Below are 17,275 nucleotides of genomic sequence, written 5' to 3'. Positions count from 1 at the left end.
AAAGGAGCAGGCCCTCAGACTCAGTGCTTGGCTTTGTGAACGTCGTAGCCGGACACGATGGCGTCAACGGAGTTCTGCTTGAAGCGGATGCCGCTCCAAACCGCCATATAGACGTGGATCACCGTAAAGATGATGAATACCCAGGTCATGATATGGTGCCACTCCCGTACCGGTGCCAGTCCCCCCATCAGGCCGATAAACCACTCGGCGAAGGGGTAGAGCGCGCCGCCCAGCCCGTCATGGTAGACGTTGGCGTGCAGCGCCAGACCGGACAGACACATGAACACGATCACCAGCGTTACCGCCAGGTAGGTCACGAACTGCAGCGGCCCGTAAACCCCGGCCTTATGCAGCTTGCCCATCCACAGATAGGACTTGAGCTGCACAATCCAGCTGTTCACGCTCATCACATCCCGGAACGAGCGACGCTCGATATCACTGCGGCTGAAGAAGTACAGGTAAGCCCGGGCCAGGGTGATCCCCACCAGCACAAAGCCAGCGATCAGATGCACCAGCCGGACCCAACCCTGCTGCAGGTTATCGGTTCCGCCGTACGGGGTGAGGAAGGGCCAGGCGATGTAGAACCCGGTGATCACCAGAAGCACAATGGACAGGGCCCGAAGCCAGTGCATGATCCGGATGGCCGGACTGAACACATAGTCGCGGGTGTACAGTGTTTCGGTTGTCATACGCCCTCCTAGGCCGCGTTTGGCCCAACCTGGAACTCACCCAGATCCTGCCCCTTGTAATCCATTACATGCACCGCACAGGCCATGCAGGGATCGAAGGAGTGGATCACCCGGATGATCTCCAGGGGTTTGCTGGGGTCTTCCAGTTTCATGCCGATGAGTGCGGCTTCGTAAGGACCGATCTTGCCGTTGGCGTCCTTCGGCCCGGAGTTCCAGGTGGTGGGAACCACAGCCTGGTAGTTCTCGACCTTACCGCCCTTGATCCGCACCCAGTGGCTCAGCATGCCGCGCGGTGCTTCGATCATGGCGTGGCCAACGTACTCCTGGCTCGGATCCATCTGCGGCTCGCGGTAGGTGCTTTCGTCGACCTGGATGTTCTGCACCAGGGCATCGAAGGTCTCCAGAGCGGCATCGCACACCAGCAGGGTCTGAAGCAGACGGCCCGCGGTACGTCCCAGAGTGGTAAACAGCGCTTCTACCGGCAGGCCGGTCATCTCCAGCAGGCCGTTGACCGCGTCCACCACTTTTTCGTTGCCACGGCCGTAGTTGACCAGCAGACAGGCCAGCGGGCCCACTTCGATCGGTTCGCCGTTATAACGGGGGGATTTCACCCAGGTGTATTTGCCGTCGCCGTCCACAGTCGGCAGTTCGCCGTACACGGTATCGCGCTTGGTGAAGCCGGTGTAGTTCGGCTCGGTGACCCCATCATAGGGGTGCAGGGCCGGACCATCCTTGTACCAGGCGTGGGTCACGTCCTCTTTGATCAGGCTGGGATCGATGTCGGTCACGTTGGCCAGGTCGCCATTCATGATCACACCGCCCTGGAACAGGTACTGACCATTGCCGATGGCAAAGTCCTGACAGGCCAGGAAGTTCATGACACCGACGCCGCCCAGTACGGAAGGCTCCGCTTTGTAAGCCGCCGCAGCCATCAGCACATCCGGCAGGTACGCGCGCAGAATAAAGTCGTGCACCTGAGCGTGCTTGGCTTTCCACTCCTGCAGACGAGCCGGACTCAGCATATCGCGAACAGAGGTGACACCACCCACCACCAGAGACTGGGGATGGGGCTGCTTGCCACCGAAGATCGCCAGCATCTCAGCCGCCACCCGCTGCACTTCCAGTGCCTTCAGGTAGTGGGAAACGGCGATCAGGTTCTGCTCCGGCGTCAGCTTGTAGGTGCCATTGCCCCAGTAAGCGTTGGCGAAGGGCCCCAGCTTGCCGGTGGCAACCAGTCCGCCGACGCGCTCCTGTACCGCACGGAGCTCCCCTTCACCGGCGGCGACCGGCTTGTCGGTCCAGCGCAGGGCTTCCTGCGCGGCGGCAGCCGGATCCGCAGAGAGAGCGGAAACCACATCCACCCAATCCAGGGCGTGCAGGTGATAGAAATGCACCAGGTGGTCATGCATGTAGAGGGAGGACTGCATCAGGCTGCGCAGGTACTCGGCGTTCACCGGGATTTTCAGGCCAAGGGCGTTCTCTACGGCCTCGGTACTGCAGCGGTAGTGTGAATAGGTGCATACACCGCAGATACGCTGGGTCAGCAGACCGGCGTCCATCGGAGTACGGCCCTTCATGATCACTTCGATGCCCCGCCACAGTGTGGAGGAGGACCAGGCGTTGGTGATGACGTTGTTCTCGTCGACTTCCACTTCCACCCGAAGGTGGCCTTCGATACGGGTAATGGGGTCGACCACGACACGTTTGCTCATTGCCCCTCCTCCTTATTGTCCTTGGCGAAAACGCTGGCAACGGCGTGAGCACCGATGCCGGCAACGGTCAGACCCAGAATGGCGCCACCAACGAAATCAGCGGTCTTATCCAGGCTGTGCAGCTCCCGACGTCCCAGTGGCTTCTCAAAGTCCGCCATGGTGTCCCAGAAGTTGGGCTCGGAGCAGCCGATGCAGCCGTGTCCGGCCAGAACCGGCCAGCTGGTGTGGTGGTTGAAGCGCTCGGTCGGACAGTTGTTGTAGGTGTAGGGGCCTTTGCAGCCCACCTTGTAGAGGCAGTAACCCTCTTTGGCGCCTTTGTCACCGAAGGTCTCAACAAACTCACCGGCGTCGAAACGGCCACGACGCTCGCAGTTGTCGTGAACCCGGGCGCCGTAAGCCCACTTGGGACGGTTAAACATGTCCAGAGGCGGCAGTTTTCCGAACATGATGAAGTACATCAGGGTACCGACGATGTTCTTCTCACTGGGCGGGCAGCCACCGAGGTTGACCACCGGCTGGTGGATCACCTTGTCTACCGGACGGGCTTCGGTCGGGTTCGGCGCAGCGGCCTGAACACCACCAAAGGCGGCACAGGTGCCGACAGAGACGATGGCAGCGGCGTTGGCGGCGGTCTCGTGGATGATCTCCATGCCGGTGTGGCCTTTGCAGCCGACGGTCAGGAAGTGGCCGTTGTTCGCGGTCGGGATCGCCCCTTCCACGGCCAGCAGATACTGACCTTTGTAGGCTTCGAGGGCGTGCTCCAGATTCTCTTCAGCCTGCCATCCGGCAGCGGCCATCAGGGTCTCGTGGTACTCGAGGGAGATGTAATCGAACAGGACGGTGTCGATGGTGGGGGTGTCGCAGCGGATCAGCGACTCGGAACAGCCGGTGCACTCGGCCATATGCAGCCAGATCAACGGAACGCGGTCAGCCACCTCAGCGGCCTTCGCCACCATGGGCGCAAACTGCATCGGCAGTGCCAGCGCCGTGGTGGTCACAGCGGACCATTTCATAAAGTCGCGGCGGCTGATCCCCTCCGCTTCCAACCGCTCCTGGAGCGGGACTGGTTTTACCGGGGCCTGTTCGGCCAGTTTCTCAAGGCGAGCTTCGCAGCGCGCCATCAAAGCTTGATAGTCGGACACGTTGGGTTCCTCCTTAGTGGGCGGTTGCTGTCCTTAGCGCCGCTTGTAGAGTTGCCAACCGGCCACAAGGGCGGCCACCACGACCAGCATCACTACCACGTCCCAGGCGTGGTGGAAAATGCCCAGGCCACCATGACCCGGGTGGGCGTAAGCCAGCGATGGAGCTAGAGCTGCCAGCATTGCGATACGTTTATTCATTGTTCTCTCCTTAGACTTCGAACTAGCAAATGCGGGGCAACTGCTCCCCAACCGGCATCAACAGTTGCCGACAGGTGCCGTACAGCCCCTCAACCAAAACCTGGTGGGTCTCTGCGCGTTCCACCGCGCCGATAATGGCAGCCTCACGGCCTGCCGGATGAGCACGCATGGCGGCCAGAACCGCTTCAGCGTGTTGCTCGGCGACAAACGCCACCAGCTTGCCCTCGTTAGCCATCAGCAGCGGATCCAAGCCGAGGATTTCGCTGATTCCCCGAACCTGGGGATGGATGGGAAGGGCGGATTCTTTGAGGGTGAGGCGCACGCCGGCAACCTCGGCAATTTCGTTGCAGACTGCGGCGACACCACCTCGGGTGGCATCGCGCATGGCATGAATGGGGCCGGCGGCCAGCATCGCTTCCACCAGACCGTTCAACGGCTGGCAATCGCTCTCCAGGGTGCCACTGAGGGCCAGTTCACCCCGGGCCTGTAAAATAGCGGCACCGTGGTCGCCCAGGGTGCCGTTCACAATGATTTGATCGCCGGGACGAACCTGACAGGCGCCCAGCTGCCGGTCAGCGGGGATCACGCCGACGCCACTGGTATTGATGAAGATCTTGTCGCAGCTGCCGCGGTGCACCACCTTGGTGTCGCCGGTAACAATCTGAACACCCGCTTCACGGGCGGTGGCTGCGAGGGAGGCGATCAAACGCTCCAGTACGGCAAGTTCAAGGCCCTCTTCCAGAATCAGGCCCACACTCAGGCTATGGGGCAGGGCGCCGCCAACAGCAAGATCATTGACGGTGCCGCACACCGCCAGTTTGCCGATGTCGCCGCCGGGGAATTCGATGGGATCCACTACAAAGGAGTCGGTGGCAAAGGCCAGGCGGTCTCCCTGCTCTGCCATGGGGGCTAACGCCAGTTGGGCCTGATCTTCCATACGGGCCAGCTCGGCGTTATCGAACTGGGTCAGGAACAGCTCTTTAATCAGCCGTTGCATGGCCTGGCCACCGCTGCCGTGGGCCAGGGTGATGCGATCGGTCATGGGTCTCTCCTGAGCGGGCCGAGCCGCTCCTTCCTTGAATGACGTTGGTTAACCGAAATTTAGAGGAGACTAATAAATTAGGGCATGAGCCAGATCAAATCAGACGCGGCAAGATGCTTGATCGACATCAAGAAAATGCGGGAAAGATGAGCATGTTCTGTTTTCGTAACGGTTATTGGTGAATTCTTTTTGTTTATTAATCAAACGGATGAACCGTATTTTTGACGTCGGAGGGCGGGCTTTGTTCTTGCGAGTGAAATGGGGGCTTTCTGCCGGAGAAAACAGAAAAGCACCCCCATTTGGGGGCGTTGTCTCGGCGCGAAGGTTACAGTAAACCCAGCTTTTTCATCCGACTGCGCAGGGTGTTGGGGTGGATCTTCAACCGTTCGGCGGCGCCTCCTGGGCCGTGAATTTTGCCGCCGGTCAGGCGCAGGGCGTGCTCCAGGTATTTGGCGGTCATGGTGTCCAGCGGCACCAGCATGTCGGTGGCGTGGCTGGGGTCGATGATCACCGGTCGCTCGTTTTCGTCGCTGGTCTGGTGGGCGCCGGCGACGGGGCAGGCCAGGAAGCGGAAGTCCAGAGGGGCACCCCGGGATTGAATCATCGCCCGCTCCACCGCATTCACCAGTTCACGTACGTTGCCCGGCCAGGGGTGGTTCTGCAGGCGCATCATATCTTCGGCGCTGATGGAGGGCAGTTGCTTAAACCCGAGTCGCGGTGACAGCTGCTCCATAAAATGGTGCACCAGCAACGGGATGTCCTGGCGGCGCTGGTTCAGACAGGGAATATTGATGGGGAAGACGTTCAGGCGGTACCAGAGGTCTTCACGGAAGTTTCCGGCCTGAACCATCTGGGCCAGATCCCGGTGCGTGGCCGCCACCACCCGGATATCCAGTTCCACCGGCTCGATGCCGCCCACCCGGACAATGGTGCGGTTCTGCAGAACCCGCAGCAGACGCACCTGGGCAGAGAGCGGCAGTTCACCCAGCTCATCCAGGAAGATGGTGCCGCCATTGGCCTGTTCAAAGTAACCCTGTTTGCGCTTCTCTGCGCCGGTAAAGGCCCCTTTCTCATAGCCAAACAGCTCGGAGTCGATCAGGCTGTCGGGGATCGCACCGCAGTTCACCTTAATAAAGGGTTTGCCGGTGCGGGGGGAGCGCTGATGGATGGCGTTGGCGATCACCTCTTTACCGACACCGGTCTGGCCGGTGATCAGCACGGTGCTCTCCAGCGGGGCGATCGCTTCCACCTGCTCCATGACACTCTTAAGGCCGTTGCGAGCGCCGACCACCTCATCCTGTCCGGCGATGGAACGACGCAGCGCCCGGTTTTCAGAGGCGAGCAGAGCGTTGTCAGCCAGGATGTTTCGGCTCTGAAGGTTAAAGGCGGTCACCAGTGAGAAGGGCGCTTTGAACTGGCTGAACAGGGCGCTGTGGCGGTTGTTGAAGGCCCCCTCGCTATGAGCATAAAGGGCCACGACGCCCAGATGGGTGTCGTTAATCTTGAGTCGCACCTGCAACACGGAGCGGGCCTGGGGCAGCACCTGGCTCAGTACGTGGTGGGTCACCGGATCCTGGCGCACGTCGGTCAGGATGCGAACCGGCGGGCGCTCCGGGTCCTGAAGCAGTTCACACATCTCTTCGGTCAGGGCGATGCGGCGGTCCAGCTGCTTGGCGCTCTTGGCGTCAGCGATGGCAACGCTCTGGATCTCCTGACTGGCCGGCATAAAAAGGTTGATGTAGATGCCATCGGCAGGGAAGTGGGGCTGGAGCTCGGCGAAACACGCTTTCAGAGCAACTTCAATCTGAAGACTGCTGGAGAGGGTTTGAGTGACTTCCCGGTAAAGCGACAACTCCAACGACATATACGACCTCCTTATGTGCATCGGCAGTGACGCAGTGTAGCGACACAATTCGATACACTTCCGAGGTGAACGTCATATCTGAGTCATCATCGCAGCGAAATAATTCATCTTTTGTTGACAGGATCACGATACTTCGTGAATCGGGCCGCTGTTGGCATTTTCGTCGTGCAGGTGTGCACGATATTTCAATGAGGGTTTCTGCATCTCGTTATCGCCCACGATATCTCGTGTTAAATCAGCACGACATTTCGGAGCTGGTTGCGCTTGATCCCGATTCAATGCTTTTGACGCGCCGAGAAGACGGCTGGCACATAAACTGCCTTCCTCATCGTCAGACACCGGCATAGGCCAGTGAACGATGAATGTTGAAAGACCAACGGAGTGTGCAGTGAACACCGTAACCAGCAAGATTGCTCTGGCAGTACTGATGACCCTGGGCGCCACCAGCGCCTACGCCAAAGACACCATTGTCCTGAATGGCTTTGATATGACCCTGGACCAGGCCTGGGAGATCGCCGAGGGCGATGCCGAGGTGAAGATCGACCGTAAGGCCGAGAAGCGTCTGGAAAAAGCCTACGACACCCTGATGACCGCCGCCCGTACCGGCAAGCCGGTCTACGGCCTGACCGTGGGTGTGGGTCTGAACAAGGACCACAAACTGTTCGACGCCAGCGGCGAGATGACGCCGGAAGCGCTGAAAGCCTCCCGCGAATTCCAATACAACGCGCTGCGCTCTCACAGCGCCGGTGTGGGTGAGCCGATGGACGCCGAAATGGTGCGTCTGGGCATGGCGGTTCGTCTGAACACCCTGCTGCACGGTCAGACCGGCGTTCAGCCGGAAGTGGCCGACCTGTACGTTGAGTACCTGAACCACGACATCATTCCGGTGATCCCCTCCCGCGGTACCGTGGGCGAAGCCGACATTCTGCTGGCCTCCCACGTTGGCCTGGCGATGATCGGTGAATGGGATGTGTTCTATAAGGGTGAGCGTGTCAGCTCCGTCGAAGCGATGAAAGACGCGGGCATCGAGCCGCTGTCCCCCATCGGTAAAGACGCGCTGTCCATCCTCTCCAACAACGCGTTCGCCACCGCTTACGCCATGAAGGGCCTGAAGCAGGCTGAGCAGGTGATGGACGTGGCCCCGACCACCTTCGCTCTGTCTCTGGAAGCGCTGAACGGTAACGTCGCGCCTTACCTGCCGCAGACCAACGACGTTCGTCCGTTCCCGTCTGTACAGGCAATGTCTGAAACCATTCTGGAGCAGCTGGACGGTTCCTACCTGTGGGATGCCAACGCCAAGCGTCCGCTGCAGGATCCGCTCTCTTTCCGCACCACCGGCTACACCTTCGCCATGGCGCAGAAAGCCGCCGACGAACTGGAGAAGATGCTGCTGATCCAGGTGAACGCTTCCGACGATAACCCGGCAGTGGTGCTGGAGCCGTCCAAGAAGTACCTGAAAGAGTCTCAGCTGCAGCAGTACCTGGTGGACGGTAAAGGTGGCGTGTTCCCCACTGCCAACTTCAACCCGCTGCCGGTGGCCATGGCGGTTCAGCAGCTGAACATCGCTCTGGCCCAGGTGTCTCACAACACCGCCATGCGTACTCTGCGTCTGTCTGATGACCACTTCACCGGTCTGCCGCGCTTCCTGACTGCCCCGGGCAACATGGGTCACGCGTTCGGTGCTGTGCAGAAGACCTTTGCTGACCTGCACACCCGCAATAAGCATCTGGCTCAGCCGGTGACCTTCGAAGGCATCGCCATCGCCGGAAACATCGAAGACACCTTCACCAACCTGAAGCTGGCTTCCGACAACCTGATCGGCATCACCGACAACCTGTACACCATGTTCGGTGTTGAGCTGCTGCACAGCACTCAAGCCATCGACCTGCGTCGCATGGAGAACCCGGACCTGAAACTGGGTAAAGCCACCGAGAAGCTGTACGACGCCTACCGCGCCAAAGTGCCTTTCGTGAAGGTTGACCGTCCGTACACCCCGGACATCGCCGCTGGCAAACTGGTTGTTGAGCAGTACTGATTTCATCACTCCCCTGTGAGTCGACCCAAAACCGGTGCTTAGGCACCGGTTTTTTTATGGGTTCAGAACGGAGGGATGAAGACGGGCCGCAGTAACCCTAAGCCAAACCGCCCTTTACGGCACAGGCTCGTCCGCTTTTTCTGCGTGGAAAAACAGCGGAATAACGGTATCTCGTTAAACACCGTTCGGGCGCACGAAAAATCGGGATCCGGATCCCGCCCGCATCTCGAAAGTAACGAGGTTCGGTGTCGTGATACGAAATGTCGTTTTGGGCTTTGACGAGATCTCGTTACTGGCGGGGGTGGATCATATATTCCGCCTTTTTAGACCGGGTTTGGCCTGCTGGCACGGGGCGTGCAATCAAGTTGGCATAACACGCAGAAGACCTATTTGGAGCAATCCATGTCAAACGACAAGCCCATGCTGGCATCGCGTCGCGCGATGCTGAAAAAGACCGCGGCCCTGGCTGCGGGTGGTGCCACCCTGATGGTGGCTGGCCCGAGCCGCGCCAGCGAGTGCAAGCCCGCGCCCCTCAAGTTCGATGAGATCTACGACATCATCGTCGTGGGCTCCGGCTTTGCCGGCATGGCCGCCGCCGTACAGGCCGCGGAAGATGGCGCCAAGGTGCTGGTGATCGACAAGATGCCGGTATTTGGCGGTAACTCCACCATCAACGGTGGTGCCATGGCAGTAGCCGGTTCCCGCCTGCAGGAGAAAGAGGGCGTTAAAGACAGCGTTGCTCTGATGGTGGAAGACATGCTTGCCGCTGGCCGTGGCATGAACGACAAGAAGATGCTGGAACTGGTGTGTGATGGCACTTCCGAATCCGCCCAGTGGCTGGAAGAGCGCGGCACCGTATGGAAGCCGTTCGTACAGCACTTCGGTGGCCACTCCGTTCCCCGTATTCTGCAGACCCGCGAAAGCTCCGGCGCCGGCATTATCCGTCCGTTGATCAAGGTGGCGAACAAGAAGGGTGTGACCATGTACACCCAGACCGAACTGCGCGGCTTCGTGAAGAACGAAGAGGGTCGCGTCGTGGGCGTTCAGGTCCAGTCCGACTACTTCTGGCCGAAGAAACGCTCCGGCACCCCGAAGATGTATGGCGCTCGCAAGGGCGTGATCATGGCCACCGGTGGCTTCGGTCGCGACATCGACTTCCGTCAGATCCAGCAGCCCTCTCTGACTGACGAGCTGGACTCCACCAACCACGCTGGTGCCACCGCCGACGCGCTGAAGCTGATGATGCTGGCAGGCGCCAACCCGGTTCACCTGGACCAGATCCAGCTGGGTCCCTGGTCCTCCCCGGACGAGAAGGGCTTCGGCACCGCTTCCCAGTTCAACACCATCGCCACCTACCAGAACGGCCTGGTGGTGGACGTGCGTACCGGTGAGCGTTTCTTCAACGAGCTGGCGGACCGTAAGGCCCGTGCCGACGCCATCATGACTCGTCGCGATGAGAACGGTAAGCCGGTTTACCCGGTTGGCTTCACCAACGCCAAGGGTGCCGCTCAGGCGCAAACCCTGGCCTGGGGTCTGAAGTACGACGTGATCAAGAAAGCCGACACCCTGGAAGAACTGGCCGCGCTTTACGGTATGCCGGCAGAGAAGCTGGTGGCCCAGGTTGAGCGCTGGAACGAAGCGGTTCGCACTGGTGAAGACAAAGAGTTTGGTCGTCCGCTGATGCAGGCGTTCGAGCTGAAAGAGGGTCCGTGGTACGGCGTACGTATGTGGCCGAAAGTGCACTACTGCATGGGCGGTGTGCGTGTGAACACCCACTCCGAAGTGCTGCACCTGGTCACCAACAAGCCGATCGCCGGTCTGTACGCCGCCGGTGAAGCCACCGGTGGTATCCACGGTGCTTCCCGTCTGGGCGCCTGTGCCGTGGCAGAGGGTGTGGTAACCGGCCGTAACGCCGCCAAGCACGCGTTCGCCAGCGACACCGTTCAACTGCAACTGGCCTGAGAGAAGCCGAGGATAAGATGATGAAACGTAACCTGACTCTGCTGGCCGGTCTGTTCCTGGCCCTGGGCGTCAACCACGGTGCCATGGCGGCCAAGATGCCGATGAAATCCTACCACCAGGAGATGTTCACCTCTGCCGATGGCAGCGTGGACTGCCAGGCCTGTCACGGCGACCAGAAACCCTACAGTGCCCCGGCGACCGAAACCTGCCTGGGCTGTCACGGCCCGATGGAAGACCTGGTGGAAGCCACCAAGCGTCCCGGTCACGGTGCCGAGTTTGAGCCGAACCCGCACGATTCCCTGCACTATGGAACGGATCTGAACTGTGCCTACTGCCACGCAGAACACAAGAAGCCTCAGGTGTACTGCAACCAGTGTCACGAGTTTAAGTATCCGGATATGAAACGGAAGTAATCCTCCGTTGTTGTTAAAGGGCCCTTCGGGGCCCTTTTTTATTGCTCTATCTCGTCACCGCTTACGAGATTTCGTGTTGCGATTTCACGCCATTTCGTTGTTTGCCCGCGGAACTCAAAAAAAACGGCGTAGAGCCCCGGATTTGGCCCTCTGGCATGGCTTTCGCTCTCCAAAGGGTAATTCCATCGGATCCAACAAAGGATTAAAGCGTGAAAAAGTCCATTCTGTTTCTGTCTGTCGCGGCCGCCATGGCCATGCCCGCCCAAGCGGTTGAACTGTACAACGACGGCGTCAACCAGATCACTCTGGGTGGCCACCTGACCGCACAGATCAGCAACGTAGACTGGTACCAGGGTGTGGATGTCGACACCCAGCTGCGCCCCAACTCTCCGCGCATCAACTTCGGCTTCAACCGCGATATGGGCAACGGCTTCGATCTGGATGCCAAGATCGAGACCGGTTACACCATGATGACCTCCGGTAACTCCTTCAGCACTCGTCTGGGTTACATGGGCATCAGCCACGAAGACTACGGTCGTCTCTCTCTGGGTAAAGAGTGGTCCACCTACTACGACGCCGCCTGGTGGACCGACATGCCGGTGGTCTTCAGCTCCGACCAACTGGGCATCTACACCGGTGATACCGATGGCGGTGACTCCGGTATGGGTCGTGCCGATAAAGCGGTTCAGTACCGCAAAGGGTTCAGCCTGGGTGACTTCGGTAACCTGAACCTGGGCCTGCAGTGGCAGGGCAAAAATGGCGCGCTGGACCAGCGCATCGGCGGAAGCCTGATCTACCAGATCGGCCAGTTCAAGCTGGGTACCTCTTACGTGGGTGGTGACATCGACGGTGAGTACAAGATCTACGGCAAAACCGTGGTGGATTCCGCCAAGCATGAGGCGGAACTGAGCTCCTGGCAGGTGAGTGCCGCTTACGGTCAGTGGGGCAAGGATCTATACCTGGCTGCCTCTTACCAGCAGGGCACCAACACCGAAGCGGGCATGCGCTTTACCGGTGACTCCATCGGTATGGAAGCGATCGCCGCTTACGGCTTCAAGACCAACACCACCGCGTTTGTCTCCTACCGTCAGCTGGAAAGCGATGGCCCGGTTGAGATGACCTACACCAACGATGACCGCCCTGGTTTTGCCGACAACGGTGACGGCGAATGGAACGAATCCTTTGTTTCCTTCGGTGTGCATCAGAACCTGAGCAGCAACACCCTGCTGTTTGCTGAGTACAACATCAGCACCGGTGACGACCGTGACGGCGACAACCAGTACGCCGTGGGCTTCCGCTTCTTCCTGTAAGCGCCCGCTTTCCCATGTCACTGGTCGGGACCGGTTCGCCTAACCCCGGACCCGACCGGTGACCCTGGGATTGATTATCGCCGCCTTGTGCGGCGATTTTTTTTGCCTGCAATCCAGCTTATCGGCTCAGTATGCGGTGGAGGTGGGGATCGCCTGAGGAAGCGTGTCCAAGTGGGCGGCCTCTTTCTCAGAGGAGGGCGCAGAGAGGAACTCAAGCACAAATCGGTTGAGCTCGGCGTAGTGCTCCGCCGACTCCGGCGTCTTCATGGCAACAATGTAGTCCGCGTGTCCCTGTCCCTCATAGACATGCAACTGGGCTTCCACACCGGCCCGTCGCAGCGCACGATGCGCCCGCACGGTGTCACTCAGCAGCAGGTCGCGGGTGCCGGTGATGAGGTAGCTGGGCGGCAGGTTGGCAAAGTCGCCGAAGATGGGGGATACGTAGGGATGGTCAAGGCCCAGTTCGCCCGCATAAAGGTTCATGGCTTCGACCGCAAACGGCCCCATGGTTACCAGGATGCGGTCAGCCTCCTCATTGAGATGGCGGCTGTCACCCGCTTCCGCGTTCAGGTCAACGGTGGGGGTTCCGATATAGAGTGCGGCAGGTACAGGCAGTCCCAGCTCAACAAATCGCTGATTGGAGGCCAGGGTTATGTTGGCCCCCGCAGAGGTACCCCCCATCACCATGGCGTTATTTGGTCGGGTCTCAAGCAGTGCCTTCCACACCGCAATCACATCATCGCTGGCGGCAGGAGCGGGATGGTTCGGCGGCATCCGGTAATCGATGGAGACCACGGGCATTCTGAGCCTGGCAGCAATAAGGGAAGGCTCGACGAGGCCCGCCTTACCGCCGTTGTAGACGTAGGCGCCCCCGTGGATATAGACGAACAGGTGATTCTGATGCACTGCATCGGTCTCAGGGGGCGTGAGCCAATGCACCTTTACACCCGCCAGTTCGGCCTCTTTGATCGTGACATTCAGGGCGTCAGCGATGGCCACCGCCACTTTCGCTGTGGCGGCGTCTTTCTCCTCAATGTGCTCAAGCCACTGTGCGTCGTTGGCGGGCACAAAGTCCATCGCCGTAGGATCTAACTTAGGGGTATTGATCTGTGACTGACGAAACGCCTCACTGACGCCCACCGAAGGTGGCAGTGTTCGTGCCCCAATCTCCCAGACGCCTTCCTGGGCGGATAACGGCAGGCTGGACGTCAGGTAAGCCAGCAGCGCAATAAGAGGGGTTTTGGCGGTTAATGCTTTCATCGTGAACTCCATAGTGATATTGACGGCGACCGGGTTATCCAGCGTGCGCTAAGGCACACCGAATGCCCGGAGGCGGTGTGGCGGATGGCCACTTTCTCCACGACTCGTTCCCCCCTGATACTGCTGACACCGGGGCCGTTGAGCCTGATTTTGGTTACAGACTAGTCAGTTGAACTGCGCGATTCTGCACAGGACTTTCGTCAAATTTGATTAGGTTAAGTGTCACTTCTGAACAAATTTGACTTGATGGGCGAGCGAGCCACTGCCACAGTCATTGGCAGAAGCGTCTTTGGACGAAAGGAGAATCGGTATGAAGATGGCTCTGGATCTGAACCTGATGGGGTATCTGGTGGTGCTGTCCCGCTATCCGCGTTTGAGTGCAGCCCTGCAGCAGCTTGGGGTCAGCCGTGCCACCCTCAACCGCGGATTGGCACAGTTGCGGGACCACTACGGTGATGACCTCTACCTCCTGGTGAATGGTCAGTTTGAGCCCACCCCGTTTGCCCGCGAGCTGGTTCAGCAGCTGGGCCCGGCCTACCAAACCCTGCAGACGGCATTCAGCCAAACCAAGACCTTTGACTTCAGTGCTCTTAAAGGGGGGCTCAAGCTCTATGCACCGGCTACGTTGGCCGAGGTGTTTACGCCCGAGCTGATTGGCTGTCTGAAAGCCGCCAATAGCGAACTGATGCTCGAAAGCATCGCCTGGATGGGACAGGGTGCGGCCCCTCTACAAGCGGGGGAGATGGCCTTCTGTGTGGATCTCTTTCCCCTTGAGCTGAACCGGGATCTGGTACAGCGTCGAGTCGGCAGCATCCCCATTGGACTGTACCTGCACCCTGACCACCCGTTGCTTAACCGGCAGGCGATTGAGGTGTCCGATCTGGCCGCCATCCCCCTGGTGCGGCAATGGGCGGGTGAAGTGTCGAAGTATGGTGACCGCGCCAGGCAGTCCCGCATGCTGATGCCGAACGTGGCGCTGTCGGTGACCACGGTACTGGCAGCATTGCGCTGTGCTGAGCGGTACGGTTATGGCCTGGTGGCGGCGAGGGTTTACGACGCTGAAGTGGGGGATCGCTTGTGCTGGCGTCCCATCGTCAATCAGGGCGAGCCGGTTGAGCTGGAATACGGCTTCTACTTTCACCGCAGCTGGTACCAGCACCCCTTTATTCAGGAGATAGAGGGGATGCTGAAGCAGTGCCATCGGCAGCTGCTTGGCGATGTGGCCGAAGCAAACCGACATTGAGTTCTGCTGAATATCGCCATAAATAAACCGCCCTCTGGCGTTTTTTTATGGCTCCGGTGTTTATTCACCGTAGGGTGGGTCCCTGTTTTGGAGAGCGGCTTGGTGGCGCGGGCTGCCATGATCAGCATGGCGTGGCCAAACCGCATTTCGTGAGGGCCACTACTCTGGTTCTGATGTCTGCCAGACGCGTGGAACGGACGCGTCAAGGTTTGGGTTTTGATCCTAATCACCTGATATTTATGTGGAAATTCTTTGACTAAAGTTCGTGATCTTGCGCTTGTATTTGATCTGTTCAAGCAGTAACGTCGCGAAGAAAGAGGCAGGGAATCGCCCGCTGCTGTAAGGAGAATAGGGTACCAATAGTGGAGTTAGAGCCGTTTACTAGGGCGTTAAGTCAGTTGGAGGAGGCGCTCGGTCGCTTTGTTGATCCGGACAACGCTGATGGATTTGTCCGCGATTTTGCCCTTTGGGTGATTCAGCAATGGTCCTATCGTGACCTGTTTGAAGACCGGATCGAAAACGCGTCCTTTCCCTGCTCACGCTATCAGGGCAAGTTGCATCCTCACCCATCACAGCCTGCAACCTACAAAGATTTTCTTGGTACATGCAGTGCGGAAAAGGCGGCCAGCCACTGCCCCCTCAGTGGCAAAACCACCCAGGACAGCGATGATGGTCTGTACCAGGTCTATGGTGACGCCTGTGCCCGAGAGCTTGAACGATTGGTGCAGCAGCAAGGGCTCACCCTGCCAGCAGAGCTGGGCCCGGGCAGCGTGTCAGAGTTTGTTTGGGCACTGCGCGCCGAGCCTGAGCGCCATCCCGACTTGTATGAATGCTGCGAGTCGATAGTTAGCCGCTTTGGGCTGGGTGGCACCGATATTGAGCCCTATCTCTCGGACGTTGCCTGCCCTAAGGATGAACCCGCCTGGCAGGGCCAGCGTTTTTCCCGCTGGACCCTGGCAGACTTTCAAAAGGCAGTGGCTGAGGGGAACCCAATGCTGGATATACGAACCTCAGTGGTGAGTCGCTCGCGCTGAACAAATCGGTTCAACAGCCATAAAAAAAGCCGCCTAGAGGCGGCTTTTTTGCCCCCTGCGATCACTCGCCGGAGGGCGGGTCCATGTTGATGGAGACCGGCTTGGTGGCGCGGGCAGCCATAATCAGCATGTAGATGCAGGTGGCGGCCAGACAGGTGCCCAGGTAGAGGGGCAGGCCCTCCCGCAGCGGCGTCATCTGGCCAGCTACCAGCGGGCCAGCCACAGAGCCTACGCCGTAGCACAGCAGCATCAGCTCGGTGATGGAGACGATGCGGGCGCTGTCCTCTCCCTGGCACGCCTGGGTGATGGCGACCGGGTAGAGCGCAAAGGCGCAGGCGCCCAGTACCAGGTAGCAGGCGCTGACCATCAGCAGGTCATCGGCGGACAGCATGCCCGCCACCGCCAGCGTGCCCACGGCGCACAGCAGGGCCATCAGCAGGGATTTGCTCATCCGCGGTGACAGGTAGCCGGTGATGGGCTGAACCACCATGCCCCCCAGGATCACCATCGCCATCAGGGCGCCGGTGTGCTCCATCAGCCAGGGCTGGTTATGGATGTAAAGCGGCATCAGACCATACAGCGGCCCCAGGATCAGACCGGACACCAGACAGCCGATCACCGCCGGACGGCTCAGATGGCGCAGCGCCTTGAGCGGCACCGGGTCGTGCACTTCCAGAATCGGTGCACCGCGCTTCACCAGCAGCGGCGGAAGCACCGCCAGCGCCAACAGGATCAGGATCGCCCCGAAGGGCAGGAAGCCGGTGGTGCCCAGTTGGCCGATGCCAAGCTGGCCCAGAGCGGAACCGCCATACAGGGCAGTCATGTAGAGACCCAGGCGCTTGGCGCGCTGACGATCATCGTCCACCAGCAGCAACCAGGATTCCACCACCACGTAGATGCCGGCACTGGCGAGGCCCGCGACAACGCGGAATGCCAGCCAGGCGATCTCATTCGGGATCGCCAGCAGGCCGATGACGGAGGTGAGCAGCGCCAGCAGGAATACCACAAAAGCGTGGCGGTGACCCAGGCGTGACACGATGCGGGCGCTGATCAGCGCGCCACTGAGCATGCCTGCGTAAAAGGCGCTGGCCAGATAGGCAGCCAGGCTTTTCTCCAGACCAAAATAGGTCAGAGAAAGCGGCAACAGACTCATCAGAAAGCCTGAAGCGACGGCAAACAGGGTCAGGCCGGCAACAGGCACAAACAGGCTGTTGCCGGAACGGATTACAGTGACATCAGACACCGCACGCTCCAGCCGGAAAAGAGTGAGTTTTGGGGGTTCCCCAACAGGGGTGTTGGGGGATTTTGGGCGGCACTATGCGACCAAATGTTGCTCAGGTAAAGCGAGGGATTTTGCTTCTGATGACAAAA

14 protein-coding genes are annotated in these 17,275 nt (G+C 59.6%); 6 read left to right on the top strand and 8 right to left on the bottom strand.

Annotated elements, in window-relative coordinates; genetic code table 11:
• Nucleotides 1–20: 20 nt before the first annotated feature.
• The 6 genes from cybH to KUV52_RS03875 all read right to left on the bottom strand — a co-directional run bounded on the left by cybH (nucleotide 21) and on the right by KUV52_RS03875 (nucleotide 6,647).
• Nucleotides 21–689, bottom strand: coding sequence for a Ni/Fe-hydrogenase, b-type cytochrome subunit (cybH, locus tag KUV52_RS03900; protein ID WP_222524609.1), 669 nt, complete (start codon nucleotides 687–689; stop codon nucleotides 21–23).
• An 8-nt stretch (nucleotides 690–697) separates the two neighbouring features.
• Complete coding sequence (locus KUV52_RS03895) at nucleotides 698–2,401, bottom strand: nickel-dependent hydrogenase large subunit (RefSeq protein ID WP_222524608.1); 1,704 nt, start codon at nucleotides 2,399–2,401, stop codon at nucleotides 698–700.
• A complete protein-coding gene (locus KUV52_RS03890; protein WP_222524607.1) occupies nucleotides 2,398–3,543 on the bottom strand; it encodes a hydrogenase small subunit in 1,146 nt (381 codons plus the stop codon). The genes KUV52_RS03895 and KUV52_RS03890 overlap by 4 nt, the downstream gene beginning before the upstream one ends.
• 33 nt (nucleotides 3,544–3,576) lie before the next feature.
• Nucleotides 3,577–3,741, bottom strand: coding sequence for a hypothetical protein (locus tag KUV52_RS03885; RefSeq protein ID WP_222524606.1), 165 nt, complete (start codon nucleotides 3,739–3,741; stop codon nucleotides 3,577–3,579).
• A 22-nt stretch (nucleotides 3,742–3,763) separates the two neighbouring features.
• Nucleotides 3,764–4,783, bottom strand: a complete 1,020-nt coding sequence (hypE, locus tag KUV52_RS03880; protein WP_222524605.1) for a hydrogenase expression/formation protein HypE — start codon at nucleotides 4,781–4,783, stop codon at nucleotides 3,764–3,766.
• 325 nt (nucleotides 4,784–5,108) lie between these two features.
• The gene (locus KUV52_RS03875; protein WP_222524604.1) at nucleotides 5,109–6,647 is read right to left on the bottom strand and encodes a sigma-54-dependent Fis family transcriptional regulator; all 1,539 of its coding nucleotides are present in this window, start codon (nucleotides 6,645–6,647) and stop codon (nucleotides 5,109–5,111) included.
• Between the two features lie 427 nt (nucleotides 6,648–7,074).
• Here KUV52_RS03875 and hutH point away from each other — a divergent pair, with 427 nt between their 5' ends.
• The 4 genes from hutH (at nucleotide 7,075) to KUV52_RS03855 (ending at nucleotide 12,367) form a co-directional block, all read left to right on the top strand.
• On the top strand, nucleotides 7,075–8,682 hold the full coding sequence (gene hutH / locus KUV52_RS03870; protein WP_261389881.1) for a histidine ammonia-lyase: 1,608 nt from the start codon (nucleotides 7,075–7,077) through the stop codon (nucleotides 8,680–8,682).
• Between the two features lie 402 nt (nucleotides 8,683–9,084).
• Nucleotides 9,085–10,644: a flavocytochrome c gene (locus KUV52_RS03865; protein WP_222524602.1), complete on the top strand. Its 1,560-nt coding sequence runs from the start codon at nucleotides 9,085–9,087 to the stop codon at nucleotides 10,642–10,644.
• Between the two features lie 17 nt (nucleotides 10,645–10,661).
• Nucleotides 10,662–11,057, top strand: a complete 396-nt coding sequence (locus tag KUV52_RS03860) for a cytochrome c3 family protein (RefSeq protein ID WP_222524601.1) — start codon at nucleotides 10,662–10,664, stop codon at nucleotides 11,055–11,057.
• Nucleotides 11,058–11,266: 209 nt separating this feature from the next.
• On the top strand, nucleotides 11,267–12,367 hold the full coding sequence (locus KUV52_RS03855) for a porin (protein ID WP_222524600.1): 1,101 nt from the start codon (nucleotides 11,267–11,269) through the stop codon (nucleotides 12,365–12,367).
• Nucleotides 12,368–12,493: 126 nt separating this feature from the next.
• Here KUV52_RS03855 and KUV52_RS03850 read toward each other — a convergent pair whose 3' ends face one another.
• Nucleotides 12,494–13,627, bottom strand: a complete 1,134-nt coding sequence (locus KUV52_RS03850; RefSeq protein WP_222524599.1) for an alpha/beta hydrolase — start codon at nucleotides 13,625–13,627, stop codon at nucleotides 12,494–12,496.
• A gap of 310 nt (nucleotides 13,628–13,937) precedes the next feature.
• On the opposite strand from KUV52_RS03850, the gene KUV52_RS03845 reads away from it, so the two are divergent.
• Entirely contained in the window at nucleotides 13,938–14,870 is a 933-nt protein-coding gene (locus KUV52_RS03845) for a LysR family transcriptional regulator (RefSeq protein ID WP_222524598.1), read from the top strand.
• A 362-nt stretch (nucleotides 14,871–15,232) separates the two neighbouring features.
• Entirely contained in the window at nucleotides 15,233–15,904 is a 672-nt protein-coding gene (locus KUV52_RS03840; protein WP_222524597.1) for a hypothetical protein, read from the top strand.
• A 61-nt stretch (nucleotides 15,905–15,965) separates the two neighbouring features.
• On the opposite strand, the gene KUV52_RS03835 is transcribed toward KUV52_RS03840, so the two are convergent.
• Nucleotides 15,966–17,147, bottom strand: a complete 1,182-nt coding sequence (locus KUV52_RS03835) for an MFS transporter (RefSeq protein WP_222524596.1) — start codon at nucleotides 17,145–17,147, stop codon at nucleotides 15,966–15,968.
• Nucleotides 17,148–17,275 lie beyond the last annotated feature (128 nt).

Origin of the sequence: Ferrimonas balearica, assembly GCF_019802055.1 — a bacterium.
Classification (GTDB): Bacteria; Pseudomonadota; Gammaproteobacteria; order Enterobacterales; family Shewanellaceae; genus Ferrimonas; species Ferrimonas balearica_A.
Note: the sequence above shows the minus strand (reverse complement) of the source record. Positions and strands in the feature narration are given on the sequence as shown.